The sequence below is a fragment of the Achromobacter sp. HNDS-1 genome, assembly GCF_040084795.1.
GTDB classification, from domain to species: domain Bacteria; phylum Pseudomonadota; class Gammaproteobacteria; order Burkholderiales; family Burkholderiaceae_B; genus Achromobacter; species Achromobacter ruhlandii.
The window spans coordinates 4587408-4612280 of the sequence record NZ_CP157584.1 but is presented as its reverse complement, the minus strand read 5'-3'; the positions used below and the strand labels follow the sequence as shown (position 1 = coordinate 4612280).

Genomic DNA, 24873 nt, shown 5'->3' with positions numbered 1-24873 from the left:
CTGCCGCCCGCAAATCCGGTTTGCAACCCGTCATTTTACCTGACGCCGGTCGCGGACGGGGGCAACGCCCCCCCGCTCCCGCACCGGCGTTGCCGGGCCGGGCCTGCCCGGCCAGACGCGTCAGAGCGACTGCCCCATGCGGCGCAGGAAGGTCTCGCAGGCGGCGAGCTGGTCGAGCGCGACGAACTCGTTGGGCTTGTGCGCCTGCTCGATGTGGCCGGGGCCGCAGACCACCGTGGGAATGCCGATGCCCTGGAACAGGCCGGCTTCGGTGCCATAGGCGACCTTGCGGGTGGCGCGGTCTTCGGTCAGGGCGCGCACCAGCTGGGTGATGGCGGCCTCTTCGGAGGCCTCCAGGGCGGGCGCGGCGGCGCCGGTCTCGATTTCGATGCTGGCGCCGTCGAATTCGGCCTTCATGCGCGGCAGAAGCTCATCGCGCACGTATTTTTCGACTTCCGCCTGGATCTGGTCGGGTTGCATGCCCGGCAGGTTGCGGAATTCATAGGTGAATTCGCACAGTTCGGGAATGGTGTTGACCGCAATGCCGCCGCGGATCTGGTTGGTGGTCATGGTGGAGAACGGCACGTCGTAGAACTGGTCGTACGGGCCGTTGGCCTTGAAGCTGTCGGCCAGGTCGCGGATGCGGCAGATCAGGCGGGCGGCGTATTCGATGGCGTTGCAGCCGCGCGGGGTCAGCGACGAGTGCGCCGCCTTGCCGTGCACCTTGCAGCGGAACAGGTTGATGCCCTTGTGCGCCACCACCACCTGCATGCCGGTGGGTTCGCCCACCACGCAGCCTTCGGGGCGGATGCCGCGCTCGTGCAGGTCGGCCAGCATGTACGGCGCGCCGGCGCAGCCGACTTCCTCGTCGTAGGAGAACGCCAGGTGGATCGGCTTCTTGCGCGGCATCGCCAGGAATTCCGGCACCAGCGCCAGCGAACCGGCGATGAAACCCTTCATGTCGCAACTGCCGCGGCCGTACAGCAGGCCGTCTTTCTCGATCAGCTGGAACGGGTCGGTGCTCCAGTCCTGGCCATCGACCGGCACCACGTCGGTGTGGCCCGACAGGACGATGCCGCCCTGCTGGTTGCCGTCCTGCGCCGGCAGGGTGGCGAACAGGTTGGCCTTGGTGCGTTCGGGATTGTGCGCCAGCCACGCATCGACGCCCTGGCCCTTGAGCCAATCACGGACGGTCTCGATGAGGGCAAGATTGGAATTGCGGCTGGTGGTGTCGAAACCGACCAGCGTCTCCAGCCAGGTGCGCGCGTTCATGTAGCAACTCTCTTGGGTAAAAGCAGCAGTGTAAAGCCAGGACGCGTCCGCGTCCCGCGCCCCGGGCCGGACGCAGGCCGTGCCTGGGCCTAGAATGACGCCCTTCAAGCAGCAAAGCCCCCAAGGAGAAACCGTGCAGCACAAAGCAGTTCCCACGCGCAATATCGTGGCGGCAGTCATCGGCAACGCCCTCGAATGGTATGACTTCCTGGTGTTCGCGTTCATGACACCGATCATCTCGAAACTGTTCTTTCCGACCGATCCCAGCGTTCCCGGCAGCGAGCTGAACGCGATCCTGATGACCACGGCGATTTTCGGCGTCGGTTTCTTCATGCGCCCCGTGGGCGGCATCATCCTGGGCCTGTATGGCGACAAGAAGGGCCGCAAGGCGGCCATGGTGCTGGTCACGTCGCTGATGGCGGTGTCCATCGCCCTGATCACCGTGGCGCCGACGTATCACGCGGCCGGCATCCTGGCGCCCATCTTCATCCTGATCGCGCGGCTGCTGCAGGGCTTCTCGGCCGGCGGCGAGTTCGGCACCTCGACCGCCCTGCTGATCGAGATGGCGCCCAATGGCAAGCGCGGCTTCTACGGCTCATGGCAGATGGCCGGGCAGATGCTGGCGCTGCTGATCGGCGCAGCCTGCGGCACGCTGATCACCGAGTTCTTCACGCAGGAGCAGATCGCGGCCTGGGCCTGGCGCCTGCCGTTCGCGTTTGGCCTGGTGATCGTGCCGATCGCCATCTATATCCGCCGCAACATCGACGAAACCGACGCCTTCAAGCAGATGAAGGAAGACGAGCGCCAGGCCGCCGCGCGCGGCGAGGTGCAGCGGCTGAGCCTGGCCGAGATGGTCCGCACCCACACCCGCGAGACGCTGATCGGCGTGGGCCTGGTGGTGACGGCAACGGTGTCCATCTACATCACCTTCACCTACCTGGTGACCTACTCGACCCAGATCCTGAAGCTGCCGCTGAACCAGACCTTCCTGGTGCAGATGGCGGGCGCGGCGCTGATGGTGCTGCTGACGCCGTTCATGGGCGCCTGGTCCGACCGTGCCGGCCGCCGCCCCATCGTGATCGGCTCGCTGATCGGCTACCTGGTGGTGTTGTACCCGCTGTACTACTGGCTGTCGGACGCGCCGTCGATCGGCCGCCTGCTGACCGTGCAGATCGTGGTGTGCTTCTTCGTGTCGGCCTTCTTCGGCGTGTTCAGCACCGTCATGGCGGAACTGTTCCCGGCGCGGGTGCGCTCGGTGGGCCTGTCGCTGGCCTATAACGTGGCGGTGATGATCTTTGGCGGCTTCGCCCAGTTCATCGTGACCTGGCTGATCAAGACCACCGGTTCGCCGATGGCGCCGGCCTACTACGTGATGTTCGGCGTGGCGTTGGGGCTGGTGGCGTCGTTCTTCATGCGCGAACGCGCTCACGAGAACCTGGACCACTGAACTTCGCCGGAATGCGCCCGGGCCGCGATGGCCCGGGCAGCCGCGTCCGCATTCTGTCCCGCGCGGCCTGCATCCGGGCTCCATCCCGGATGGCCTGCCTTGGGACCTCTCCCTCCAGGATGCCGCGCCGGGCTAGCGGCGCACCGCCGACGACACGCCCGGCACCTCGGCCAGCGCATCCAGCGCGCGCGCCAGCGATTCGCCGCCGCGCACTTCCACCGTGAACACCATATGGGCCAGCGACTGCCGGCTCTGGGTGTTCACGCCCACTACGTTCAAACGCAGGCGCGCGAACACTTCGGACAGGTCGCGCAGCAGGCCGGAGCGGTCGTGCGCGCGCACGCTGATGTCGACCGGGTAGAACGTGTCCGCCGGGGTCTCGCCCCAGGCCACCTCGATCACCCGCTCGGGTTCGCGCGCGGCCAGCGCCAGGTAGCTGTGGCAGTCGCAGCGGTGGATCGACACGCCGCGCCCGCGTGTCACGAAGCCGGCGATGGCATCGGGCGGCGCGGGCCGGCAGCAGCGCGCCAGCTGCGTCAGCAGCGAGCCCACGCCCACCACCAACACCCCGCTCTTGCCGCTTTTCTCGGCGCTGCCGGCGCTGGCGTGGCGCAGGGCGGCCGGTTGCGGCTCGGCGGCGGGCGCCGGCTGCTGGAACACGGCGTCGATCTGGCGCAGGCTGAACTCTTCCTTGGCGGCGGCCACGTACAGGTCGTCGGCGCGGGCGAAACCGAGGTTCTGCGCCAGCTGTTCCAGGTTGACCGCGGTCTTGCCGAGCCGCTGCAGTTCCTTTTCGACCAGCGCCTGGCCTTGCGTGATGCGCTGCTGCAGTTCGATGGCGTTGAACCACATGCGCACCTTGGCGCGGGCCCGCGGGCTGGCCAGGAAACCGAGCTGCGGGTTGAGCCAGTCGCGCGACGGGCCGCCGGACTTGGCCGAGATGATCTCGACCGTCTGGCCGGTGGCCAGACGCGTCTGCAGAGGCACCATCTGGCCGTCGACCCGCGCCCCGCGGCAGCGGTGGCCCAGGTCGGTGTGCAGGTGATAGGCGAAGTCGACCGGCGTGGCGCCGGCCGGCAACTCGATCACGCGGGCCTGCGGCGTCAGCACGTAGATGCGTTCGTCCGTGGGCGCAGGCGTGACGGCGGCATGGCGGCTCTTGCCCGGGCCGGATTTGCCGGCCGGTCTGGCCGCATCCTGCTTGTCGGCGGCGGGCGCCTCGCCCGCCTCGACATCCGTATTCCAGGCCAGCAGTTGCCGCATCCAGGCCAGTTGCCGGTCGTATTCGCTGGAGGCGGCCACCTGCCCGCCCTTGGCGCCCGCTTCCTTGTAGCGCCAATGCGCGGCCATGCCGTACTCGGCGAACTGGTGCATCTCGCGGGTGCGTATCTGCACTTCGAACGGGCGGCCGTCATCGTCGGCCACCACCGTGTGCAGCGAACGGTAGCCGTTGGGCTTGGGCCGCGAAATGTAGTCGTCGAACTCGTCGGACAGCGGCGTCCACATCTCGTGCACCATGCCCAGCGCCATGTAACAGGCGCGCACGTCGTCGACGATGATGCGCAGCGCGCGCAGATCGTACATCTGCGAGAAATCCAGGCGCTTGACCCGCATCTTGTTCCAGATGCTGTAGATGTGCTTGGGCCGGCCGCTGACCTCGGCTTCGATGCCATGTTTGGCCAGCGCCGTCTGCAGGCGCTCGATGGCGCCGGCGATGAAGGCCTCGCGCTCGACCCGCTTTTCCTCGAGCAGGCGGGCGATCTGCTTGTAGCGGTCGGGCTCCAGGAAGCGAAACGCCAGGTCTTCCATTTCCCACTTGATCTGCCAGATGCCCAGGCGGTTGGCCAGGGGCGCGTACAGGTCCAGGGTTTCACGGGCGAAGGCGATCGAACAGGGCGTCTTGCTTTCGGCGTGCCAGCGCAGGGTGCGCAGGCGCGAGGCCAGGCGCATCAGCACGATGCGCAGGTCGGCGGCCATGGCCAGCAGCATCTTGCGCTGCATTTCCTTCTGCGAGCCGGTTTCCGCCTCGGCGTCGCTGGCCTGGCGCGCCACCACGCCCAGCCGCAGCAGGGCGCGCGTGCCCTGCACCAGGCGGGCGACTTCGGCGCCGAAGGCAGCGGCGACCGGGTCGTTGCGCAGCGCCGGGGCCGGCGCGGTCAGGTCGGTCGGCAAGGCGGCCAGCAGGGCCGCGGCGCGCGTGGCGGCGTCGGTATGCAGGCCCGCCAGGATCCGCACCACGCCCGCGCCGTGCGAGGCCAGCGGCTCGCCCGTCAGGGCCTGCTGGCCCTCGAAACGGGGAACCGACCAGGCCACCGCCTGGTCGATAAGCGCAAGGCCGTCGGCGTCGAGGCCCGCCCCCGCCTCCTGTCGCCAGGAAGCGTCGAAAGTCGAAGGCGCATCAGGAACGGGCGGGGCGGACATCGCGGGCGTATTGCGGTTACGGTAATCGAGGATTCCGACACTCTACACTAGGGCCTGTTCACACTGAAAACCCCGGCAACCACCGGGCACATATACAAGGAACCCAAGCTTATGTTGCGCTGGCTCAAGGGCCGGGGCGCGCGTGCCGCCGAGGTGGCGCAGATGCAGGCCCGGATCGCCCCCGAACTCTGGCGGCAGGTGCTGGACGCCCACCCTTTCCTGGCGGCGCTGGACGCCGACGAGTCGGCGCAGTTGCTGGCGCGCTCGGCCTGGCTGCTGGCCAGCAAGACGATCAATGGCGCGCGGGGGCTGGAAGTGACCGACTTCATGCGGCTGTCGATCGCGGCCCAGGCCAGCCTGCCGATCCTGAACCTGACGCCCGCGCTGTACGAGGGCTGGGAGGAGATCATCGTGTACCCCGCGGGCTTTCGCATCCCGCGCAAGCAGATGGACGAGGACGGCGTGATGCACGAATACCTGGAAGATGCCGCCGGAGAGGCCTGGGACGGGGGCCCGCTGGTGCTGTCCTGGGAGGACACGCAGTTGTCCGAAGGCGGCTTCAACGTGGTGATCCACGAGTTCGCGCACAAGCTCGACCTGCAATCGGGCTTTGCCGACGGCATGCCGTCGCTGGCGGCGCACGGCGATATCAAGCCGCGCGAATGGCGCCGCATCCTGGACGACAGCCTGGACCGCTTCATCGCCGCGGTCGACGCGGTGGAGGCCGCCATCCCGCATGACGTCGATCCGGAAAGCGCCGAGGCCGACGCCTGGTACGGGCGCTTGCCACTCGACCCTTACGCCGCCACCGACGAAGCCGAGTTCTTCGCCGTCAGCTCCGAGCACTTCTTCGTCGATCCCCACCCGATGGCCGAGGCATTGCCGGAATGGTTCGGCCTGCTGCGGGCCTATTACCGCCAGGATCCCCTGGCGCGCTACGCATGAAACGGCTGCTGATCGTGTGGCATTCCCGCACCGGCGCGGCCCGCCAGATGGCCGAGGCCGCCGCCCGGGGAGCGGCCGCGGCGGCGGCGCAGCTGGAGCAACCGGACGATCTGGCGGTGACCCTGCGCCGCGCCGCGGACGCCGGGGTGGACGAGGTGCTGGCCAGCGATGGCCTGCTGTTCTGCGCGCCGGAGAACCTGGCCAGCCTGAGCGGTGAAATGAAGGAATTCTTCGACCGCTGTTATTACGGCGTGCTGGACCGCATCGCCGGCCGTCCCTACGCCTGCCTGGTCAGCGCCGGCAGCGACGGCGCCGGCGCGGCGCGCCAGGTGGAGCGCATCTGCACCGGCTGGCGCCTGCGGCCCGTGGCGCCGGCCCTGATCGTCAACCTGGGCGCGCAGACGCCCGACCAGATCCTCGCCTCCAAGACGGTGGCGCCGGCCGAGCTGGCGCGCTGCGAGGAAGTTGGCGGCCTGCTCGCCGGCCTGCTGCTGACCGCGGGTTGACGCAGGCCCGGCGCCGACTGCCGGTCAACACGGGCCTGACGTGTCCCTCCCCCGCGGGGCCCGCGCTCCTTCCCCGTGGCCAGGGAGCGCCGCGACGCCACGCGGGGGACGACCCAAAAAAAGCCCTCCGGCATGCCGGAGGGCTTTTCATCAGGCGCGCGCCAATCAGGCGACGGCGGCGGTGACGACGATCTCGACCTTGAAGTCGGGGTTGGCCAGGCGGGCCTCGACGGTGGCGCGCGGGGGCGAGTTGCCGTCGGCGACCCAGGCGTCCCAGGCCTTGTTCATGCCGTCGAATTCCTTCATGTTGGCCACGTAGATCTGGGCCATCAGGATCTTGGTCTTGTCGGTGCCGGCTTCGGCCAGCAGGCGGTCGATGGTGGCGAGCACTTGCTCGGTCTGGCCGGTGATGTCCAGCGTGGAATCGTCCGGCACCTGGCCCGCCAGGTACGCGACGCCGTTGTAGACGGCCATGTCCGACAGGCGCTTGGCGACGTGGAAGCGCTTGATGCTGCTCATGAATATTCCCCTAATGACGAGTTGCGGGTTGAACAATGCGAAGAATGGCGAACTTTACCCTGCCCGGACCACGGCCCGCTAGGCGGGCGGCAGCTGGAACACCTGGCGCAGATAGGCCAGGTAGGCGGGATCGTCGCACATGGTCTTCTCGGGCGCGTCGGACACCTTGGCCACCGGCTGGCCGTTGCAGCGGACCATTTTCATGACGATCTGCAGCGGTTCGTGGCCCAGGTCGTTGGTCAGGTTGGTGCCGATGCCGAACGACACCTTGCAGCGCCCGGCGAACTGGCGCGCCAGTTCGATGGCGCGCGGGAAGGTCAACGAATCCGAGAACACCAGGGTCTTGGCGCGCGGGTCGACGCGGTTCTTGCGGTAGTGCTCGAGCAGCCGCTCGCCCCAGACGAAGGGATCGCCCGAGTCGTGGCGCGCGCCGTCGAACAGCTTGCAGAAATACATGTCGAAGTCGCGCAGGAAGGCGTCCATGCCATAGACGTCCGACAGCGCGATGCCGAGGTCGCCGCGGTATTCCTTGGCCCACACCTCCAGCGCGAACACCTGCGAATCGCGCAGCCGCGGCCCCAGCGCCTGGCAGGCCTGCAGGTATTCGTGGCCCATGGTGCCCAGCGGCAGCACCTCGTGCTGCTTGGCCAGCAGCACGTTGCTGGTGCCGGCGAAATGCGGACCCATCTGAGCCTTCATGGTCGAGACGATCTCTTCGTGCCAGACCTTGGAGAAGCGGCGCCGGGTCCCGTATTCGGCCACGCGGAAATCGGCCAGCGCCGGGTCGTCCAGCACCAGGTGCATCTTGGATTGCAGGCGCTTGCGGCCCTCGGCCCAATCCGGGTTCTTGCGCGTGTTGCGGAAGTAGACCTCGTTGACGATGGCCAGCACCGGGATCTCGAAGAGAATGGTGTGCAGCCAGGGGCCCTTGACCTCGATGCTGATTTCGCCCGGTCCCTCGCCTTCCTGGATGCTGATGCAGCGCTCGGGCAGGTGGAACAGTTCGAGAAAATCGACGAAGTCGCTTTTGATGAAACGCAAGCCGCCCAGATATTTAAGTTCGTCCTCGGTGAAGCGCAGCTGGCACAGCTGGTGCACTTCTTCGCGGATTTCATCCAGGTAGGGGCGCAAGTTGACCCCGGGAGTCCGGCATTTGTAACGGTACTCGACCTGGGCAGCGGGAAACTGATGCAGCACCACCTGCATCATGCTGAATTTGTACAGGTCGGTGTCGAGCAGCGAGGTGATTATCATGATTGCGCGTATCGTTTCGCGACACCATAGCATAGCGGGGCCCCGCGATACCCCAATGCGCCACGATGTCAACACGGGTATTGGCGGCGGTTTGGCGCCGCATTGGGTAAAATCCGGCCAACAAGACACATATGCCGCCAGCCCGGAGTTCCTGAGAATGACCCACGTAGTCACCGAAAACTGTATCAAGTGCAAATACACCGATTGCGTCGACGTATGCCCGGTGGACTGTTTTCGTGAGGGTCCGAACTTCCTGGTGATCGACCCCGACGAATGCATCGACTGTGCCGTGTGCATCCCCGAATGCCCGGCCAACGCCATCTACGCCGAGGAAGACGTGCCGCAGGACCAGCTCAACTTCATCGCCCTGAACGCCGAACTGTCGCCCGAATTCGCCAGTATCAGCCGCGCCAAGAAGCCGCTGCCCGACGCCGACGAATGGAACGGCAAGCAGGACAAGCTGCAATACCTGGAAAAATGATCCGCGAGCGCGCGGCCGCCAGCGGCCCGCGCCGTGCGATGTGCCGATGACCGACGATTCCAAATACACGCGCCAGACCGTCACCCACGTCCATACCTGGGTGCCCGACAAGCTGTTCTCGGTGCGCGTCACGCGCGACGACGCGTATGCCTTCCAGCCGGGCCAGTTCGCCCGGGTCGGCCTGCCAGGCGCCGAGGATCCCGAAGGTCCGCCCACCCTGTGGCGCGCCTACTCGATGGTCTCGGCCCCGCGCCAGCCCTGGCTGGAGTTCTATTCCATCGTGGTGCCCGAAGGCCTGTTCAGCCCGCGCATGGCGCGGCTGCGGCCGGGCGACGCCCTGTACGTCGAAAAGGCCCCCTACGGTTTCCTGACGCTGGAACGCTTCGCGCCCGGCGGCGACCTCTGGCTGCTGGCCTCCGGCACCGGGCTCTCGGCCTACCTGTCGATCCTGCGCGACCCGGCCGTCTGGCGCGCCTATCGCCGCATCATCCTGGTGCATGGCGTGCGCACCGCGGCGGAGCTGGCCTACCGCGAGGAAATCGAGGGTTGGCGCAATGATCCGTCCCTGGCCGAGCTGTTCTCGGCCGAACCAGGCAAGCTTACGTACCTGCCCATCGCCACCCGCGAGGCCCTGCCCGGCATGCCGCAGGCGCGCCTGACCACCCTGATCGCCGACGGCGGACTGGAGCGGCTGGCAGGCCTGCCGCTGGACCCGGAGCAAGCCAAGATCATGCTCTGCGGCAATCCGGACATGCTGGCCGACGCCCGCAAGCTGCTGGGGGAACGCGGTTTCAAGCCCGGCCGCCGTGGCATCCCCGGCAACCTGGCGGTGGAAAACTACTGGTAAGCCTCACCACCCGGATACCGCCCCGGCCCGTCCGGCCTAGACCGAAAATCCGCCGTTTTACTTCCCCGCCAGCCGCTGATTACGCCCTAAACTGGTGCGCAAGGGATGACGGGTCGCATTTTTGCAACACAAACTCCGGTTTTCCGACGCTTTCGTCAGACGAATTGGAAATACCGTTACTCCCCGGCGCAATAATCGGGGCACACGCACGACCCAGAAGGACTTCCCCAAATGCTGTACCAATTGCACGAAATGCAGCGCGCCTTCCTGACTCCGTTCGCTGCATTCACGGATGCCGGTTCCCAGCTGTTCTCCAGCCCCTACAGCCCCCTTGCCTACACCCCGATCTCGCGCCAGATGGCCGCGGGGTACGAGCTGATGACGCGCATCGGCAAGGAATACCAGAAACCCGCCTGGAACCTGCCCGCCACGGAAATCAACGGCAAGTCGGTCCGGGTCACTGAATCGGTCGTGCTGGACAAGCCCTTCTGCCGCCTGGTGCACTTCCACCGCGATGTGCGGCAGGCGCCGCAGGACGATCCCAAGGTGCTGCTGGTGGCGCCGCTGTCGGGCCACCATGCCACGCTGCTGCGCGATACCGTGCGCGCCCTGCTGCCTGGGCACGACGTCTACGTCACCGACTGGATCGACGCCCGCATGGTGCCGCTGTCGGCCGGCCCGTTCCACCTGAACGACTACGTGCGCTACGTGCAGGACTTCATCCGCCACCTGGGGCCGGACGTGCATGTGATCTCGGTCTGCCAGCCCACCGTGCCGGTGCTGGCCGCCGTGTCGCTGATGGCCTCGGCCAACGATCCCTGCCAGCCGCGCAGCATGGTCATGATGGGCGGCCCGATCGATCCGCGCCAGTCGCCCACGCAAGTGAACCGCCTGGCCACCACCAAACCCTATTCGTGGTTCGAGAACCAGGTCATCCACCCGGTGCCGCCGCGTTACCCGGGGTCGGGCCGCAAGGTCTACCCGGGCTTCCTGCAGCATGCCGGCTTCATGGCGATGAATCCCGACCGCCACATGAAGTCGCACTACGACTTCTACCTGGACCTGCTGCGCGGCGACGACAGCGACGCCGAGGCCCACCGCCGTTTCTACGACGAATACAACGCGGTGCTGGACATGCCGGCCGAGTTCTACCTGGACACCATCCGCATGGTGTTCCAGGAGTTCGCGCTGCCCAACGGCACCTGGGAAGTCGACGGCCAGGCGGTGCGCCCGGCCGACATCAAGAAAGTGGCGCTGTTCACCATCGAAGGCGAGCTGGACGACATTTCCGGCCAGGGCCAGACGCGCGCGGCCATCAAGCTGTGCAAGAACATCCCGGCCGACCGCAAGATGCACTACACCGCCCCCAACTGCGGCCACTACGGGATTTTCTCGGGCCGCCGCTGGCGCGAAATGATCTGTCCTAAAATCGCGGAATTCATCCGGCAATCGGCCTGAGGCCTTTCACCGTCCGTCCACGGGGGCCCGCGCGGGCCCCTTTGCTTTTGCTCGTTGTCCGCCATGTCCAGTCGCTCCCTCGCCGATCGCATCGACGCCCTGCTGCCCCAGACGCAATGCACCAAGTGCGGCTACGACGGCTGCCTGCCGTATGCCGAGGCCATCGCCGCCGGGACCGCCCCGATCAACCGCTGCCCGCCGGGCGGCGACGAAGGCATCGCCGCGTTGGCGGCGCTGCTGGAAACCCCCGCCCTGCCGCTGGACCTGAGCCGCGGCGAACCCGGTCCGCTGCTGGTGGCGCGCATCGACGAGGCGCATTGCATCGGCTGTACGCTATGCATCCAGGCCTGTCCGGTCGATGCCATCGTCGGCGCCAACAAGCATATGCATACCGTGCTGCCCGACTGGTGCACGGGTTGCGACCTGTGCGTGGCGCCCTGTCCGGTGGATTGCATCGAGATGGTCCCCGCCGGCCGCGCCTGGAGCGCCGCTGACGCCGCCGCCGGCCGCCAGCGCCACCGCCACCACCAGGCGCGCATGGAGCGGCTGGCGGCCGACAACGCCCGCCTGATGGCGCCCGAGCCCGCCACCACGCCGGCGCCCGCCGCCCCTTCCGATGACGCGCAAGGCGAAGACCGCAAGCGCGCCGCCATTGAATCCGCGCTGGCCCGTGCCCGCGCCCGCCGCAACGCCCCGCGCCCATGAACGCCGCCAAACGCCGAGAGATCTTCGCCCGCCTGCAAGCGGCCAACCCGCACCCGACCACCGAACTCGAATACGACACGCCCTTCCAGCTGTTGATCGCGGTGCTGCTGTCGGCGCAGGCCACCGACAAGTCGGTGAACATCGCCACCCGCAAGTTCTTCCCGAAGTACGGCACGCCGCAGGCGCTGCTGGCGCTGGGCGAGGAAGGCCTGGCCGACTACATCAAGACCATCGGCCTGTATCGCACCAAGGCCAAGAACGCCATTGCCACCTGCCGCATCCTGATCGAGCAACACGGCGGTGAAGTGCCGCGGACCCGCGAGGCGCTGGAAGCGCTGCCCGGCGTCGGCCGCAAGACGGCCAACGTGGTACTGAACACCGCCTTCGGCCAGCCCACCATGGCGGTCGACACGCATATCTTCCGGGTCTCGAACCGCACCGGCCTGGCGCCCGGCAAGAATGTGCTGGAAGTCGAGCTGAAGCTGGAGAAATTCGTGCCGCGCGAATATATGCAGGACGCGCACCACTGGCTGATTCTGCAAGGCCGTTATATATGCGTGGCTCGCAAACCGAAATGTCCGCAATGCGGCATTTCCGATCTCTGCGAATTCAAGGATAAAACCCCCGCTTGAAAAACGCGCCGCGTACGCGGCGATTGACGCGGCATGTTCCTTCGCGCATCGCCAAAACCGGGTTTTCCCCGATGCGCGCGACGATGACGGATTGATGACGATCAATGCGGTTTTGCTGCAACGCATTGCATGTCGGCATAGGGTTTTCGCCCAGCCTCCATGCGAATTGTCCGCTATCCGACAATTCACCTTTCCGCACCGCAAAACCTATGACAAACCCTCATGGAATTTTGATTCAGAGGTGCGCATACTCGCCGGCAACTCTTATAGAAAACCATGCCGTCCGCATGATTTTCCTTACCCTGCGGGGGCCCTGCGCATGACGCCGGGCAGGGTCCATATAAATACAACGCCGGTGCAGCGGACATGGACGACACGATCCTGGAGACAAAAGGCCTCACCAAGGAATTCCGCGGTTTTGTCGCGGTCAATGGGGTCGATTTGCGTATCAAGCGAGGCGAGATTCATGCCTTGATCGGGCCGAACGGCGCGGGCAAGACGACATGCTTCAACCTGCTGACCAAGTTTCTCTCTCCCACCTCGGGAACCATCAAGTTCAACGGCATCGACATCACCGGTGAGCGTCCGGCGCAGATCGCGCGGCGCGGCGTGATCCGCTCGTTCCAGATTTCGGCGGTGTTTCCGCACCTGACCGTGCTGGAGAACGTGCGCATCGGCCTGCAACGCAAGACCGGGCTGTCGTTCCATTTCTGGCAAAGCACCAAGCGCCTGGCCGCCCTGGACGAACCGGCGCGCGCCCTGCTCGAACAGGTCGACCTGGGCGCCTTCGCCAACGAGACCACCGTGAACCTGCCATATGGCCGCAAGCGCGCGCTGGAGATTGCCACCACGCTGGCGATGGAACCCGAGCTGATGCTGCTGGACGAGCCCACGCAAGGCATGGGCCACGAGGACGTGGACCGCGTCACGCAGCTGATCAAGCGCGTCAGCGCCGGCCGCACCATCCTGATGGTGGAGCACAACATGAACGTGGTGTCCTCCATCGCCAACACCATCACCGTGCTGGCGCGCGGCGCCGTGCTGGCCGAGGGCAACTACGCCGAAGTGTCCCGCCATCCCGCCGTGATGCAGGCCTACATGGGCACCACCGACGGCGAACTCCAAGGAGCGCACGCATGAGCACCCCGGCACTGGAAATCTCGGGCCTGCAGGCCTGGTACGGGGAATCGCATATCCTGCATGGCGTGGATATGCGCGTGGGGCAAGGCGAGGTCGTCACGCTGCTGGGCCGCAACGGCGCCGGCCGCACCACCACGCTGCGCGCCATCCTCGGCCTGACCGGCTCGCGCAAGGGCTCGGTGCGCATCCATGGCACCGAAGCCATCGACCTGCCGACCTACAAGATCGCCCACCTGGGCGTGGGCTATTGCCCCGAGGAACGCGGCATCTTCGCCAGCCTGTCGTGCGAAGAGAATCTGCTGCTGCCCCCCGTGGTCGGTTCGCTCGGCGGCGGCATGTCGCTGGCCGAAATCTACGACATGTTCCCCAACCTGCAGGAACGCCGGCATTCGCCCGGCACGCGCCTGTCGGGCGGTGAACAACAGATGCTGGCGGTGGCGCGCATCCTGCGCACCGGCGCCAATCTGCTGCTGCTGGACGAAATCTCCGAAGGCCTGGCGCCCGTCATCGTGCAGGCCCTGGCCCGCATGATCACCGCGCTCAAGCAGCGTGGCTACACCATCGTCATGGTGGAACAGAATTTCCGCTTCGCGGCGCCGCTGGCCGATCGCTTCTACGTCATGGAGCACGGCCAGATCGTCGAACATTTCGAAGCCGCAGAACTTTCAGAAAAACAGGACACGCTCAACGAATTGTTGGGCGTTTGAAAAACCTGTCATCCGCCGGGTTCCCGGCATCCCATATACCGAAGGGAAGAGGAGTCATCCCATGAAGCTGCACACCATCACTGCTGCACTGGCCATGGCGGGCCTGGGATTCGCCGGGGCAGCCGCCCAGGCCCAGGGCATCTCCGACGATGTCATCCGCATCGGCTTCATCACCGACATGTCCGGCGTGTATTCCGACATCGACGGCAAGGCGGGCCTGGAAGCGGTCCGCATGGCGATCGAGGATTTCGGCGGCAACGTCAACGGCAAGAAGATCGAAGTGCTGTCCGCGGACCACCAGAACAAGGCAGACGTGGCCTCGGCCCGCGCGCGCGAATGGTTCGATCAGCAGAAGGTCGATGTCATCATCGCCGGCACCAACTCGGCCACCAGCCTGGCCATGGCGGCCGTGGCGGCTGAAAAGAAGAAGCCCTTCATCGCCATCGGCGCGGGCGCTTCCGACCTGACCAACGCCCAGTGCTCGCCGTACACCGTGCACTACGCCTACGACACCGTGGCGCTGGCGCGCGGCACCGGTTCGGCGGTGGTGAAGGATGGCGGCAAGAGCTGGTTCTTCCTGACCGCCGACTACGCCTTCGGCCACGCGCTCGAACGCGACACCATGGCCGTGGTCAAGGCCGCCGGCGGCGAGATCAAGGGCCAGGTGCGCGCTCCGCTGGGCGCCTCCGACTTCTCGTCGTTCCTGCTGCAGGCACAGTCGTCCAAGGCGCAGATCCTGGGCATGGCCAACGCCGGTGGCGACACCATCAACACCATCAAGGCCGCCAATGAATTCGGCGTCACCAAGACCATGAAGATGGCCGGCCTGCTGGTGTTCATCAACGACGTGCACTCGCTCGGCCTGGAAGCCACCAAGGGCATGTACCTGACCGACGGCTGGTACTGGGATCAATCCGACGCCTCGCGCGCCTGGTCCAAGAAGTTCGAAGCCAAGGTGGGCCGCAAGCCGTCGATGCTGCAGGCTGGCGACTATTCATCGGTGACGTTCTACCTGAACGGCGTGAAGGCCACCGGCACCGACGATGCCGACACCCTCATGAAGTGGATGAAGTCGAACAAGATCAACGACTTCTTCACCCAGGGCGGCTATGTGCGCGAAGACGGCCGCATGATCCACGACATGTACCTGATGCAGGTGAAGACGCCGGCCGAATCCAAGGGCCCGTGGGACTACTACAAGGTCGTGGCCACGCTGCCGGGCGACGAGGTCTACACCAAGCTGTCCGAATCGACCTGCAAGCTGGTCAAGAAGTAATTCCCGTCGATGCGACCCATTGATGCGACCTGGCCCGCGCGGCCGGGTCGCGTCCTGAATTTGTCCGCCTCCCTTCGTACGCGCAGGATTTTCACAAGATGACTGATATTTTCGGCATCCCCATACAGGCCTTGTTCGGCCAGTTGCTGCTGGGACTGGTCAACGGTTCGTTCTACGCCATGCTGTCGCTCGGCCTGGCGGTTATCTTCGGACTGCTGAACGTCATCAACTTCGCGCACGGCGCGCTCTACATGCTGGGCGCCTTCCTGGCCTGGATGGGGCTGTCGTACCTGGGGTTGAACTACTGGGTCATGCTGATCCTGGCGCCGCTGGTGGTCGGGTTGTTCGGCATCATCATCGAAAAACTGTTGCTCAGGCACCTCTACAAGCTTGACCACCTGTACGGCCTGCTGCTGACCTTCGGCTTGACGCTGCTCATCGAGGGCCTGTTCCGCAGCTTCTACGGGGTGTCGGGCCAGCCCTATCCGACGCCCGACGCCCTGCGCGGCGCGACCAACCTGGGCTTCATGGTGCTGCCGAACTACCGAGGCTGGGTGGTGGCGGCATCCGTGGTGGTGTGCCTGGCGACCTGGTTCGTGATCGAGCGCACCCGCCTCGGCGCCCTGCTGCGCGCCGGCACCGAAAACCCGCGACTGGTGGAAGCCTTCGGCGTCAACGTGCCGCGCATGATCACGCTGACCTACGGCTTCGGCGTGGCGCTGGCGGGCTTTGCCGGCGTGCTGGCGGCGCCGGTGCTGCAGATCTCGCCGCTGATGGGGTCCAACCTCATCATCGTGGTGTTCGCGGTGGTCGTGATCGGCGGCATGGGGTCCATCATGGGCGCCATCGTCACCGGCCTGGGCCTGGGCGTGATCGAGGGCCTGACCAAGGTGTTCTGGCCCGAAGCGTCCAGCACGGTCGTCTTCATCATCATGGCCATTGTCCTGTTGCTCCGCCCGGCCGGGCTGTTCGGAAAAGAGAAATGAATCGTCAATTCCTGGGCTATGCGGTCCTGGCCGTCGTGGTGGCCATTCTTCCCTTCGTCGGGGTGTATCCGATCTTCGCCATGAAGATCATGTGCTACGCCCTGTTCGCCTGCGCCTTCAACCTGCTGCTGGGCTTCACCGGCCTGCTGTCGTTCGGCCACGCCGCCTTTCTCGGCAGCGCCGCCTACGCCACCGGCCACGCGCTCAAGGTGTGGGGCGTGCCGACCGAGATCGGACTGCTGTTCGGCGTCGCGGTGGCCGCGCTGCTGGGCCTGGCGATGGGCGCGCTGGCGATCCGCCGCAGCGGCATCTACTTCGCCATGATCACGCTGGCGCTGGCGCAGATGGTGTTCTTCTTCTTCCTGCAGGCCAAGTTCACCGGCGGCGAAGACGGCCTGCAGAGCGTGCCGCGCGGCACGCTGCTGGGCATCATCGACCTGTCGAAAGACCTGAACCTGTACTACCTGGTGATGGGCGTGTTCATCATCGGCTACTTCATCATCTGGCGCACGGTGCATTCGCCGTTCGGCCAGGTGCTGCAGGCACTGCGCGAAAACGAGCCGCGCGCGGTCTCGCTGGGCTACGACGTCGACCGTTTCAAGCTGCTGGCCTTCGTGCTGTCGGCCGCCATCGCCGGCCTGGCCGGCGCCACCAAGACGCTGGTGTTCGTGTCGGCCACGCTGTCCGACGCGACCTGGCAGATGTCGGGCCTGGTGATCCTGATGACGCTGATCGGCGGGCTCGGCACGCTGACCGGACCGATTCTCGGCGCCTTCATCGTGGTGCTGCTGGAAAACAAGGTGGGGGACTTCGGCCAGATGATGGCCAGCCTGACCGGCGTCGACTGGTTCCTGCGCCTGGGCGAGTCGGTCACCATCGTGATCGGCCTGATCTTCGTGATCTGCGTGCTGGCCTTCCGTCGCGGCATCGTCGGCGAGATCGGCGCGCTGATCGAGAAGCGGCGCGCCGCGCGCGCCTGATCCGCGCGGCCGCCGGCCGCATCGCCTGCCTGACCCTCGGGGCCGCTGAACGCGGCCCCGATTGCATGGGACCTTTACAATGACCGGCACGCAATCAGAAAGGTGCTCCATCATGCGCATGAAGCCTTTGCTCGCCGGCGCCCTGGCGCTGTCCGCCGCCCTGCTGGCGCCCGCCGCGGTCCACGCCGCCAAGCCGGTCTGCGAGGTCGACCGCCCGGTCCGTTTCAGCGGCCTGAACTGGGAATCCAACCTGGTGCTGGCCGGCATCGAGCGCTACGTGATGGAGCACGGCTACGGCTGCAAGACCAGCGTCGAGATCGGCGAGACGCTGCCCATGCTGGCCGCCCTGCAGCGCGGCGACGTCGACGTCACGCCGGAGGTGTGGCCGGGGCAGATCGAGGTGGCCTGGAAGAAGGCGCTGGCCAGCGGCCGCGTGCAGGGCCTGGGGCATGTCTACGACGCCGGCGAAGGCTGGTACGTGCCGCGTTACACCGTGCAGCGCCATCCCGACTTGAAATCGGCGGCGGACCTGGCGCGCTTCAAGCAGGTCTTCGCCGATCCGGAAGACCCGGGCCGCGGCCGCATCTACGGCTGCCCCGCCGGCTGGGCCTGCGGCACGCTGAACGACAACCTGTTGCGCGCGCTCGGCCTGGACCGCGACTACAGCCTGTTCGCGCCCGGTTCCGGCGCGGCGCAGAAGGCCGCCATCCTGTCGGCCTACAAGCGCAAGCGCGACATCGTCTTCTACTACTGGACGCCCACCGCGCTGGTCGGCGCGCTAGACCTGGTCAAGCTGGAACTGCCGGCCTTTGACCAGACCGCGTATACCTGCCTGACCGATCCCAAGTGCGCCAAGCCGGTGGCCACCGAGTTCAAGCCCAACCCCGTGGTGACTGGCGTGAACAGCGCTTTTGCCAAGGAGGCGCCGCAGCTGGCCGCGTTCCTGGCCAAGCTGACCATTCCCAGCGACGCCATCGACGCCACGCTCGGCTGGCTGGAGAACGAAGGCAAGGAACCCGAGGAGGCCGCGCGCTACTTCCTCAAGCAGTACGGACCGGTCTGGCGGCAATGGATGCCGGCCGATGCGGCCGAACGCGTGCAGGCGGCGCTGGACAAGGAGTGAGACGGTCCGCGCCTAATGTATCCTGACGTTTCGGCGCCATTGTCGCGCCACCCGATACCCGCGAAGGAAACCACCATGGATGCCCTGTTCTGGCACAACGGTCACTGGACCACCGAAAACCCCAAACTGCTCGGCCCCGCCGACCACGCCTTCTGGATGGCCAGCATGGTCTTCGACGGCGCGCGCGCGTTCCGCGGTTTGACGCCCGACCTGGACCTGCATTGCCAGCGCGTGGTGCGCTCGGCCGAAAAGATGCTGATGAAGCCGCAGATCACCTGGCAGGAAATCCAGGCGCTGTGCCTGCAGGCGGTGGCCAAGTTCCCCGAGGGCAGCGAGCTCTACATCAAGCCGATGTTCTTCTGCGCCGACGGCTTCCTGCTGCCCGACGCCGACAAGACCCAGTTCGTGCTGCACGTGTTCAAGGTGCCGATGCCGGGCGACCAGGGCTTTGCCGCCTGCTTCTCCAGCTTCGCGCGTTCCTGGCCCAACATGGCGCCGACCGACGCCAAGGCCTCCTGCCTGTACCCCAACGGCCAGCGCGCCATCCGCGAGGCGATGGACAAGGGCTTCGACAACGCCATCATGCTGGACGGCGCCGGCAACATCGCCGAGTTCGCCTCCAGCAACCTGTGGATCGCCAAGGACGGCGTGGTCTCGACCCCGGTGGACAACGGCACCTTCCTGAACGGCATCACGCGCCGCCGCGTGCTGGCGCTGCTCAAGGCCGACGGCGTCGTGGTGCAGGAACGCAGCCTGACGCGCGCCGACATCGAGGCCGCCGACGAAGTGTTCTCGTCCGGCAACTACGGCAAGGTGGTGCACGTGAACCGCGTCGAAGACCGCAAGCTGGAATACGGCCCGCTGGCGCGCCGCGCGCACAAGCTGTACATGGACTACGCCGAAAGCACGCGCAAGCAATAACCCCTCCGGCCGCGGCGCGGCGGAGCACGCCGCCCATCTCGGGCGGCGCCGCATGACAAGGAAGATCCCGCATGCAAACCCGACGCGAGTTCCTGCGCGGCGGCGCCGCGATCGCCGGCGCGAGCAGCGCCCTGGCGCTGCTGCCGGCCTCCATCCGCCGCGCGCTGGCGATTCCCGCCAACCGCCGCAAGGGCACGATTGAAGACGTCGAGCACATCGTCATCTTCATGCAGGAAAACCGATCGTTCGACCACTACTTCGGCGGCCTCGCCGGAGTGCGCGGCTTCGGCGACCGCTTTCCGATCCCGGTGCCCGCCAGTCCCGACTTCGAACGCCGCACGGTCTGGGCGCAGTACAACGGCCGCCCCGACGAGGGCGCGCCGCGCAGCGTGCTGCCATTCCGGCTCGACACCGGCGCGGCCTACGAGGCCATGCGCGTGGCCAGCACGCCGCACACCTGGTCCAACGCCCAGGACGCCTGGGACGCCGGCCGCATGGGCCAATGGCCGACCGCCAAGAAGAACCATTCGATGGCGTACTACACCGAAGCGGACATGCCGTTCCAGTACGCCATGGCGCGCGCCTTCACCGTGTGCGACGCCTATCACTGTTCGTTCACCGGCGGCACCAACACCAACCGCCTGTTCGTCTGGAGCGGCACCAACGACGGCCTGGGCCGCGGCCACGGCCCGGCGCTGGGCAACACCTACAACAAGCTGGGCGGCGGCGATCCCGCCGGCGCCTACACCTGGACCACTTATCCCGAGCGGCTGGAACGCGCCGGCATCCGCTGGCGCATCTACCAGGACATGGCGGACAATTACTCGCTCAATCCGACCGCGGGCTTCAAGGCCTACCGCGACGCCTACCACGGCGTGCCGGGCTCGCTGGCCGCGCTCAAGGACAAGGCGTTGACCACCCGCGGCCTGGACCAGTTGCGCCAGGACGTGCTGGATGGCACGCTGCCGCAGGTGTCGTGGATCTGCGCCACCAAAGCCGGCTCCGAGCATCCCAGCCCTTCCAGCCCGGCGCAGGGCGCGGACTACACGGCAAAGGTGCTGGACGCGCTGACCGCCAATCCCGAGGTCTGGAGCAAGACCGTCCTGTTGCTGATGTTCGACGAGAACGACGGCTTCTTCGACCACATGCCGCCGCCGGCGCCCCCCTCGCGCGGCCCTGACGGCAGGCTGGCGGGCGCGTCCACCGTGGACACCGCCGGCGAATACCACGAGATCGTCACCGGCGCCGAAAAGGACGATACGGCCGCCCACCTGCACGGCGTCTATGGCCTGGGGCCGCGCGTGCCGATGTACGTGCTGTCGCCCTGGACCAAGGGCGGCTGGGTCAACTCGGAGGTGTTCGACCACACCTCGGTGCTGCGCTTCGTCGAGCGCCGCTTCGGCGTCGCCGAACCCAACATCTCGCCGTGGCGCCGCGCGGTCTGCGGCGACCTGACCTCGATCTTCGATTTCGCCACGCCCGATGAGGCCGACCTGACCCGTGGCCTGCCGGCCACCGCCACACGCGCGGCCCAGGCCGCCGCGCTGCCTGGCACCGTCACCCCGCCCGCGCCCGAACGGCCCGCCCTGGCGCGGCAGGCGGCCGGCACCCGCCCGTCGCGCGCGCTGCCCTATGCGCTGTCGGTGCAGGCCAGCGCCGGCAAGGAAAGCATCGCGCTGCGCATGGACAACAGCGGCGCCGCCGGCGCCGTGCTGCATGTGTACGACCGCCTGCGCCTGGAGGACGGCCCGCGCCGCTACACCCTCGAGGCAGGCAAGCATCTGGAAGCGAGCTGGCCGGTGACGGGCAACGACGGCCGCTACGATCTTTGGCTGCTCGGCCCCAATGGCTTCCATCGTCATGTCGCGGGCCGGCTGCACGCGGACGCCGAGCCGCTATCGGTCGAGGCCATCTGCGATGCCGCCGGGCCGACGTTGCGCCTGAAACTGCACAACCCGGGCGCATTGCCGCGCGGCTTCCAGGTCGAAGCCAACGCCTACGGCTACGCCGGCCACCACGAACCGGCGCTCGCACCCGGCGTCGGCGCCACCCTGGCCTGGGACCTGGCCGCCAGCGGCGGCTGGTACGACTTCAGCGTGCGCGCCGACGACGCGCCCGGCTTCCTGCGCCGCCTGGCAGGACGCATCGAAACCGGCGCTCCCTCCACCTCCGACCCCGCGATGGGCCAGGAACTGATTCTGCATTGGACGCTGCCGGCATGAAACCGCCCGCCCCTTACGAGAACGCCGTGACCTTCCAGTTCGGCGATTCGCCCGAGCTGGCCGATGAACTGCTGGCATTGGTGTTGTCGGGCGCCAAGACCGCGACCTGCGGCGCGCTGCGCGACTTTGACGAGAAGGAACCGGTGCCCGAGCCGGGCCGACGCGACGTGGTGCTGGATGGCCGCGGCCGCCCGGCCTGCGCCATCGAGACGATCAGCGTCGTCATCCAGCGTTTCGACGAAGTGGACGAAGCCTTCGCCGTGGCCGAGGGCGAAGGCCCTTACGACGCCTGGCGATCCGGACACATCGATTACTTCGACCGCAATGGCGGCTACGCGCCAGACATGCTGCTGGTGTGCGAGCGCTTCCGGGTGGTCGAGGTGTTCAAGCGCGAGGCGGACTGACACGTCCGCCTCGCGGCGGGGATCAGGCCTCGGCCTGCTCCGCGCCCTTGCCCAGGCCGAGATAGCTCTCGATCACCTTGGGATCGCCGGCCAGCTCGCGCGCCGGACCGTGCAGGATGACTTCGCCGGTCTCGAGCACGTAGCCGTAGTCGGCCACCTGCAGCGCCGCGCGCGCGTTCTGTTCCACCAGCAGGATCGCCACGCCGGTCTCGCGCAGGCGCGCGATGATGTGGAAGATCTCGCGCACGATGCGCGGCGCCAGGCCCAGGCTGGGCTCGTCCAGCATCAGCAGCGCCGGCTTGGCCATCAGCGCGCGGCCGACCGCCAGCATCTGGCGCTCGCCGCCCGAGAGCGTGCCGGCCTGCTGGGCGCGGCGTTCGCGCAGGCGCGGGAACAGGTCGAAGACTTCGTTGAGCGTGTCGCGCCAGCCGCTTTCGCGGGCGCGGTAGCGGCGGAAACCGCCCAGCAGCAGGTTGTCTTCGACCGACATGCTGCCGAACAGCTCGCGCCGCTCGGGCACCAGCGACATGCCAGCGGCGACGCGGCGCTCGACCGGCCAGCTCGACACATCGGTGCCCGCGTATTGCACGGAGCCGGCCGCGTGGCCGGTCTGCGGCAGCGATCCCATCATGGCGTTCAGCATGGTCGACTTGCCGGCGCCGTTGGCGCCGATCACCGTGACGATGCTGCCGGCCGGAACCGTCAGCGTGGCGCCGGCCAGCGCGCCGACCTTGCCGTAGCGGGCCGACAGGTTGCTGACTTCAAGAACGGGTTTGGACGTCGTCATTGCACGCCTCCCGCGGACACCGGCTTGGCCTGGTCGGCTTCGGGCAGGTCGTCGTCGATGCCGCCCAGGTAAGCTTCCAGCACCGCCGGGTTCTGTTGCACCTCGGCCGGCACGCCTTCGGCCAGCTTGGTGCCGAAATCCATCACCACCAGGTGGTTGGTCAGGCGCATCACAAAATCCATGTCGTGTTCCACCAGCAGAATGCTCATGCCCTCGGCGCGCAGCTGTTCCAGCACGCGCGCCAGGTCCTGCTTTTCCTTGTAGCGCAGGCCGGCGGCCGGCTCGTCCAGCAACAGCAGCACCGGATCGCTGGCCAGGGCCCGCGCGATTTCCAGGATGCGTTGCTGGCCCAGCGCCAGGTTGCCCGCTTGTTCGTACAGGTATTCGCCCAGGCCGACGCGCTTGATCTGCTCGGCGGCCTCGTGCAGCAGTTGCGCCTCGCGTGCGCGGTCGGTGTGCAGGGCGCCCGCCCACACGCCCACGTCGGAGCGCAGGTGTGCGCCCAGCGCGACGTTTTCCAGCACCGTCATGCCCGGCAGCAACTGCACGTGCTGGAAGGTGCGGCCCACGCCCAGCTTGGCGATCTCGCGCGCCGAACGGCTGTCGATGCGCTCGCCCATGAAGGTGACTTTGCCGCGCGTCACCGGCAACACGCCGCTGATCAGGTTGAAGGTGGTGCTCTTGCCGGCGCCGTTGGGGCCGATCAGGCCCATGATCTCGCCGGAGCGGACCTTGAAGCTGATGTCGTTGACGGCGACCAGGCCGCCGAATTCCTTGCGGATGGCATCCACTTCCAGCACCACCTGCCCGGCTTGCGGCCGCGCGCGCAGCGGCAGCGCCGGCGCCGGCTTGGGCGGGGCCAGGTGGCGGCGCGAGCCATCGGCGCCGGTGAGGCTGCCCCACCAGCCCGCCAGGATCGGCCAGAGGCCGTTGCGGGCGTATTGCAGCATCAGGATCAGCAGCACGCCGAAGACGATCATCTCGAAGTTGGCGTTGGTGTCCAGCAGCTTGGGCAGCAGGTTCTGCAGCTGGTCCTTCAGCACCAGGATGACGCTGGAGCCGAGCAGCGCGCCCCAGACGTAGCCGGCGCCGCCGACCACGGCCATGAACAGGTACTCGATGCCGTAGTTGATGCCGAACGGGCTGGGGCTGACGGCGCGCTGCATGTGCGCGTAGAGCCAGCCCGAGACGCAGGCCAGCAGCGCGGCCCAGACGAAGATCACGACCTTGTAAGCGGCCGTGTTCACGCCCATCGACTCGGCCATGCCGGCGCCGCTCTTGAGCGCGCGGATGGCGCGGCCCGGACGCGAGTTCAGCAGGTTGCGGGTCGCCCACAGCGCCAGCAGCACGAACACCCAGATCAGGTAGTAGATGTGACGGCCGCTGGCCAGCGACATGCCGAAGATGCTGATGGGCTCGATGCCGGCGATGCCGTCATGCTTGCCCAGCCAGTCCAGGTTGCCGAACAGGAAGTACAGCGACAGGCCCCAGGCGATGGTGCCCAGCGGCAGGTAGTGGCCCGACAGGCGCAGCGTGATCGCGCCCAGCAGGTAGGCCACCACGGCGGTCAGGATCAGGCCGGCGGGCAGCGCCAGCCACGGCGACACATCGTATTGCGTGGTCAGGTAGGCGGTGGTGTACGCGCCCAGGCCGACGAACGCGGCCTGGCCGAACGAGGTCAGGCCGCCGACGCCGGTCAGCAGCACCAGCCCCAGCACCACCAGGCTGGCCAGCCCGATGTAGTTCAATTGCGTCACCCAGAACTCGGGCGTGACAGGCAAGAGCGGCAGCCCCGCCAGGACGACGATAAAGACGGCAAGCAGAATGCGGTTCATGGCGT

Annotated in this window: 23 protein-coding genes; 17 read left to right on the top strand and 6 right to left on the bottom strand. The window is 67.1% G+C overall.

All coding sequences use genetic code 11. The features are described 5' to 3' along the window. Positions 1-120: 120 nt before the first annotated feature. A complete protein-coding gene (gene argE, locus ABFG95_RS21300) occupies positions 121-1272 on the bottom strand; it encodes an acetylornithine deacetylase (RefSeq protein WP_049072138.1) in 1152 nt (383 codons plus the stop codon). Between the two features lie 133 nt (positions 1273-1405). On the opposite strand from argE, the gene ABFG95_RS21295 reads away from it, so the two are divergent. Further along, positions 1406-2719 carry an MFS transporter gene (locus ABFG95_RS21295; protein ID WP_080977337.1) on the top strand — a complete coding sequence of 438 codons (1314 nt, stop codon included), beginning with the start codon at positions 1406-1408 and terminating at the stop codon, positions 2717-2719. A gap of 132 nt (positions 2720-2851) precedes the next feature. Here the strand turns inward: ABFG95_RS21295 and ABFG95_RS21290 are convergent, their stop codons facing one another. Then, a complete protein-coding gene (locus tag ABFG95_RS21290) occupies positions 2852-5140 on the bottom strand; it encodes a bifunctional (p)ppGpp synthetase/guanosine-3',5'-bis(diphosphate) 3'-pyrophosphohydrolase (protein ID WP_059269526.1) in 2289 nt (762 codons plus the stop codon). 111 nt (positions 5141-5251) lie between these two features. On the opposite strand from ABFG95_RS21290, the gene ABFG95_RS21285 reads away from it, so the two are divergent. Beyond that, positions 5252-6085 carry a M90 family metallopeptidase gene (locus ABFG95_RS21285; protein WP_054419465.1) on the top strand — a complete coding sequence of 278 codons (834 nt, stop codon included), beginning with the start codon at positions 5252-5254 and terminating at the stop codon, positions 6083-6085. Further along, on the top strand, positions 6082-6591 hold the full coding sequence (locus tag ABFG95_RS21280; RefSeq protein WP_059269525.1) for an NAD(P)H-dependent oxidoreductase: 510 nt from the start codon (positions 6082-6084) through the stop codon (positions 6589-6591). Before ABFG95_RS21285 ends, ABFG95_RS21280 begins: the two co-directional genes overlap by 4 nt. 165 nt (positions 6592-6756) lie before the next feature. On the opposite strand, the gene ABFG95_RS21275 is transcribed toward ABFG95_RS21280, so the two are convergent. Next, positions 6757-7110, bottom strand: a complete 354-nt coding sequence (locus ABFG95_RS21275) for a RidA family protein (RefSeq protein ID WP_006389266.1) — start codon at positions 7108-7110, stop codon at positions 6757-6759. 78 nt (positions 7111-7188) lie between these two features. Continuing rightward, on the bottom strand, positions 7189-8364 hold the full coding sequence (gene pncB / locus ABFG95_RS21270; RefSeq protein WP_049072128.1) for a nicotinate phosphoribosyltransferase: 1176 nt from the start codon (positions 8362-8364) through the stop codon (positions 7189-7191). A 157-nt stretch (positions 8365-8521) separates the two neighbouring features. On the opposite strand from pncB, the gene fdxA reads away from it, so the two are divergent. The 14 genes from fdxA (at position 8522) to ABFG95_RS21200 (ending at position 22246) form a co-directional block, all read left to right on the top strand. Next, positions 8522-8845, top strand: a complete 324-nt coding sequence (fdxA, locus tag ABFG95_RS21265; RefSeq protein WP_006389264.1) for a ferredoxin FdxA — start codon at positions 8522-8524, stop codon at positions 8843-8845. A gap of 46 nt (positions 8846-8891) precedes the next feature. Then, on the top strand, positions 8892-9692 hold the full coding sequence (locus ABFG95_RS21260) for a ferredoxin--NADP reductase (protein ID WP_049072126.1): 801 nt from the start codon (positions 8892-8894) through the stop codon (positions 9690-9692). Positions 9693-9923: 231 nt separating this feature from the next. After that, entirely contained in the window at positions 9924-11150 is a 1227-nt protein-coding gene (phaZ, locus tag ABFG95_RS21255; RefSeq protein WP_049072123.1) for a polyhydroxyalkanoate depolymerase, read from the top strand. A gap of 63 nt (positions 11151-11213) precedes the next feature. Then, on the top strand, positions 11214-11855 hold the full coding sequence (gene rsxB / locus ABFG95_RS21250) for an electron transport complex subunit RsxB (protein ID WP_049077530.1): 642 nt from the start codon (positions 11214-11216) through the stop codon (positions 11853-11855). Continuing rightward, on the top strand, positions 11852-12487 hold the full coding sequence (gene nth / locus ABFG95_RS21245) for an endonuclease III (RefSeq protein WP_049072120.1): 636 nt from the start codon (positions 11852-11854) through the stop codon (positions 12485-12487). The genes rsxB and nth overlap by 4 nt, the downstream gene beginning before the upstream one ends. Before the next feature lie 366 nt (positions 12488-12853). Beyond that, entirely contained in the window at positions 12854-13627 is a 774-nt protein-coding gene (locus tag ABFG95_RS21240; protein WP_049072117.1) for an ABC transporter ATP-binding protein, read from the top strand. Next, positions 13624-14334: an ABC transporter ATP-binding protein gene (locus ABFG95_RS21235; protein ID WP_006389258.1), complete on the top strand. Its 711-nt coding sequence runs from the start codon at positions 13624-13626 to the stop codon at positions 14332-14334. Before ABFG95_RS21240 ends, ABFG95_RS21235 begins: the two co-directional genes overlap by 4 nt. A gap of 61 nt (positions 14335-14395) precedes the next feature. Beyond that, positions 14396-15610 carry an ABC transporter substrate-binding protein gene (locus tag ABFG95_RS21230; RefSeq protein WP_059269523.1) on the top strand — a complete coding sequence of 405 codons (1215 nt, stop codon included), beginning with the start codon at positions 14396-14398 and terminating at the stop codon, positions 15608-15610. 98 nt (positions 15611-15708) lie between these two features. Beyond that, a complete protein-coding gene (locus ABFG95_RS21225) occupies positions 15709-16596 on the top strand; it encodes a branched-chain amino acid ABC transporter permease (RefSeq protein ID WP_049072112.1) in 888 nt (295 codons plus the stop codon). Continuing rightward, positions 16593-17576 (top strand): branched-chain amino acid ABC transporter permease, encoded by a 984-nt coding sequence (locus ABFG95_RS21220; protein ID WP_049072110.1) that lies wholly within the window; start codon positions 16593-16595, stop codon positions 17574-17576. The genes ABFG95_RS21225 and ABFG95_RS21220 overlap by 4 nt, the downstream gene beginning before the upstream one ends. A 112-nt stretch (positions 17577-17688) precedes the next feature. Continuing rightward, a complete protein-coding gene (locus tag ABFG95_RS21215; RefSeq protein ID WP_049072107.1) occupies positions 17689-18699 on the top strand; it encodes an ABC transporter substrate-binding protein in 1011 nt (336 codons plus the stop codon). A gap of 75 nt (positions 18700-18774) precedes the next feature. After that, on the top strand, positions 18775-19620 hold the full coding sequence (locus ABFG95_RS21210) for a branched-chain amino acid aminotransferase (protein WP_278991683.1): 846 nt from the start codon (positions 18775-18777) through the stop codon (positions 19618-19620). Between the two features lie 71 nt (positions 19621-19691). After that, positions 19692-21842: a phospholipase C, phosphocholine-specific gene (locus ABFG95_RS21205; RefSeq protein ID WP_278991684.1), complete on the top strand. Its 2151-nt coding sequence runs from the start codon at positions 19692-19694 to the stop codon at positions 21840-21842. Then, positions 21839-22246, top strand: a complete 408-nt coding sequence (locus ABFG95_RS21200) for an ASCH domain-containing protein (protein ID WP_054419457.1) — start codon at positions 21839-21841, stop codon at positions 22244-22246. Before ABFG95_RS21205 ends, ABFG95_RS21200 begins: the two co-directional genes overlap by 4 nt. 22 nt (positions 22247-22268) lie before the next feature. On the opposite strand, the gene ABFG95_RS21195 is transcribed toward ABFG95_RS21200, so the two are convergent. Beyond that, positions 22269-23033, bottom strand: coding sequence for an ABC transporter ATP-binding protein (locus tag ABFG95_RS21195; RefSeq protein ID WP_006389249.1), 765 nt, complete (start codon positions 23031-23033; stop codon positions 22269-22271). Then, complete coding sequence (locus tag ABFG95_RS21190; RefSeq protein WP_238907982.1) at positions 23030-24868, bottom strand: branched-chain amino acid ABC transporter ATP-binding protein/permease; 1839 nt, start codon at positions 24866-24868, stop codon at positions 23030-23032. The genes ABFG95_RS21195 and ABFG95_RS21190 overlap by 4 nt, the downstream gene beginning before the upstream one ends. Positions 24869-24873 lie beyond the last annotated feature (5 nt).

Bases quoted from the DNA above. Each gene is read 5' to 3' on its own strand.
- argE (WP_049072138.1), bottom strand. From the start codon at position 1,272: ATGAACGCGCGCACCTGGCTGGAGACGCTGGTCGGTTTCGACACCACC.
- ABFG95_RS21290 (WP_059269526.1), bottom strand. From the start codon at position 5,140: ATGTCCGCCCCGCCCGTTCCTGATGCGCCTTCGACTTTCGACGCTTCC.
- ABFG95_RS21285 (WP_054419465.1), top strand. From the start codon at position 5,252: ATGTTGCGCTGGCTCAAGGGCCGGGGCGCGCGTGCCGCCGAGGTGGCG.
- ABFG95_RS21280 (WP_059269525.1), top strand. From the start codon at position 6,082: ATGAAACGGCTGCTGATCGTGTGGCATTCCCGCACCGGCGCGGCCCGC.
- ABFG95_RS21275 (WP_006389266.1), bottom strand. From the start codon at position 7,110: ATGAGCAGCATCAAGCGCTTCCACGTCGCCAAGCGCCTGTCGGACATG.
- pncB (WP_049072128.1), bottom strand. From the start codon at position 8,364: ATGATAATCACCTCGCTGCTCGACACCGACCTGTACAAATTCAGCATG.
- fdxA (WP_006389264.1), top strand. From the start codon at position 8,522: ATGACCCACGTAGTCACCGAAAACTGTATCAAGTGCAAATACACCGAT.
- ABFG95_RS21260 (WP_049072126.1), top strand. From the start codon at position 8,892: ATGACCGACGATTCCAAATACACGCGCCAGACCGTCACCCACGTCCAT.
- phaZ (WP_049072123.1), top strand. From the start codon at position 9,924: ATGCTGTACCAATTGCACGAAATGCAGCGCGCCTTCCTGACTCCGTTC.
- rsxB (WP_049077530.1), top strand. From the start codon at position 11,214: ATGTCCAGTCGCTCCCTCGCCGATCGCATCGACGCCCTGCTGCCCCAG.
- nth (WP_049072120.1), top strand. From the start codon at position 11,852: ATGAACGCCGCCAAACGCCGAGAGATCTTCGCCCGCCTGCAAGCGGCC.
- ABFG95_RS21240 (WP_049072117.1), top strand. From the start codon at position 12,854: ATGGACGACACGATCCTGGAGACAAAAGGCCTCACCAAGGAATTCCGC.
- ABFG95_RS21235 (WP_006389258.1), top strand. From the start codon at position 13,624: ATGAGCACCCCGGCACTGGAAATCTCGGGCCTGCAGGCCTGGTACGGG.
- ABFG95_RS21230 (WP_059269523.1), top strand. From the start codon at position 14,396: ATGAAGCTGCACACCATCACTGCTGCACTGGCCATGGCGGGCCTGGGA.
- ABFG95_RS21225 (WP_049072112.1), top strand. From the start codon at position 15,709: ATGACTGATATTTTCGGCATCCCCATACAGGCCTTGTTCGGCCAGTTG.
- ABFG95_RS21220 (WP_049072110.1), top strand. From the start codon at position 16,593: ATGAATCGTCAATTCCTGGGCTATGCGGTCCTGGCCGTCGTGGTGGCC.
- ABFG95_RS21215 (WP_049072107.1), top strand. From the start codon at position 17,689: ATGCGCATGAAGCCTTTGCTCGCCGGCGCCCTGGCGCTGTCCGCCGCC.
- ABFG95_RS21210 (WP_278991683.1), top strand. From the start codon at position 18,775: ATGGATGCCCTGTTCTGGCACAACGGTCACTGGACCACCGAAAACCCC.
- ABFG95_RS21205 (WP_278991684.1), top strand. From the start codon at position 19,692: ATGCAAACCCGACGCGAGTTCCTGCGCGGCGGCGCCGCGATCGCCGGC.
- ABFG95_RS21200 (WP_054419457.1), top strand. From the start codon at position 21,839: ATGAAACCGCCCGCCCCTTACGAGAACGCCGTGACCTTCCAGTTCGGC.
- ABFG95_RS21195 (WP_006389249.1), bottom strand. From the start codon at position 23,033: ATGACGACGTCCAAACCCGTTCTTGAAGTCAGCAACCTGTCGGCCCGC.
- ABFG95_RS21190 (WP_238907982.1), bottom strand. From the start codon at position 24,868: ATGAACCGCATTCTGCTTGCCGTCTTTATCGTCGTCCTGGCGGGGCTG.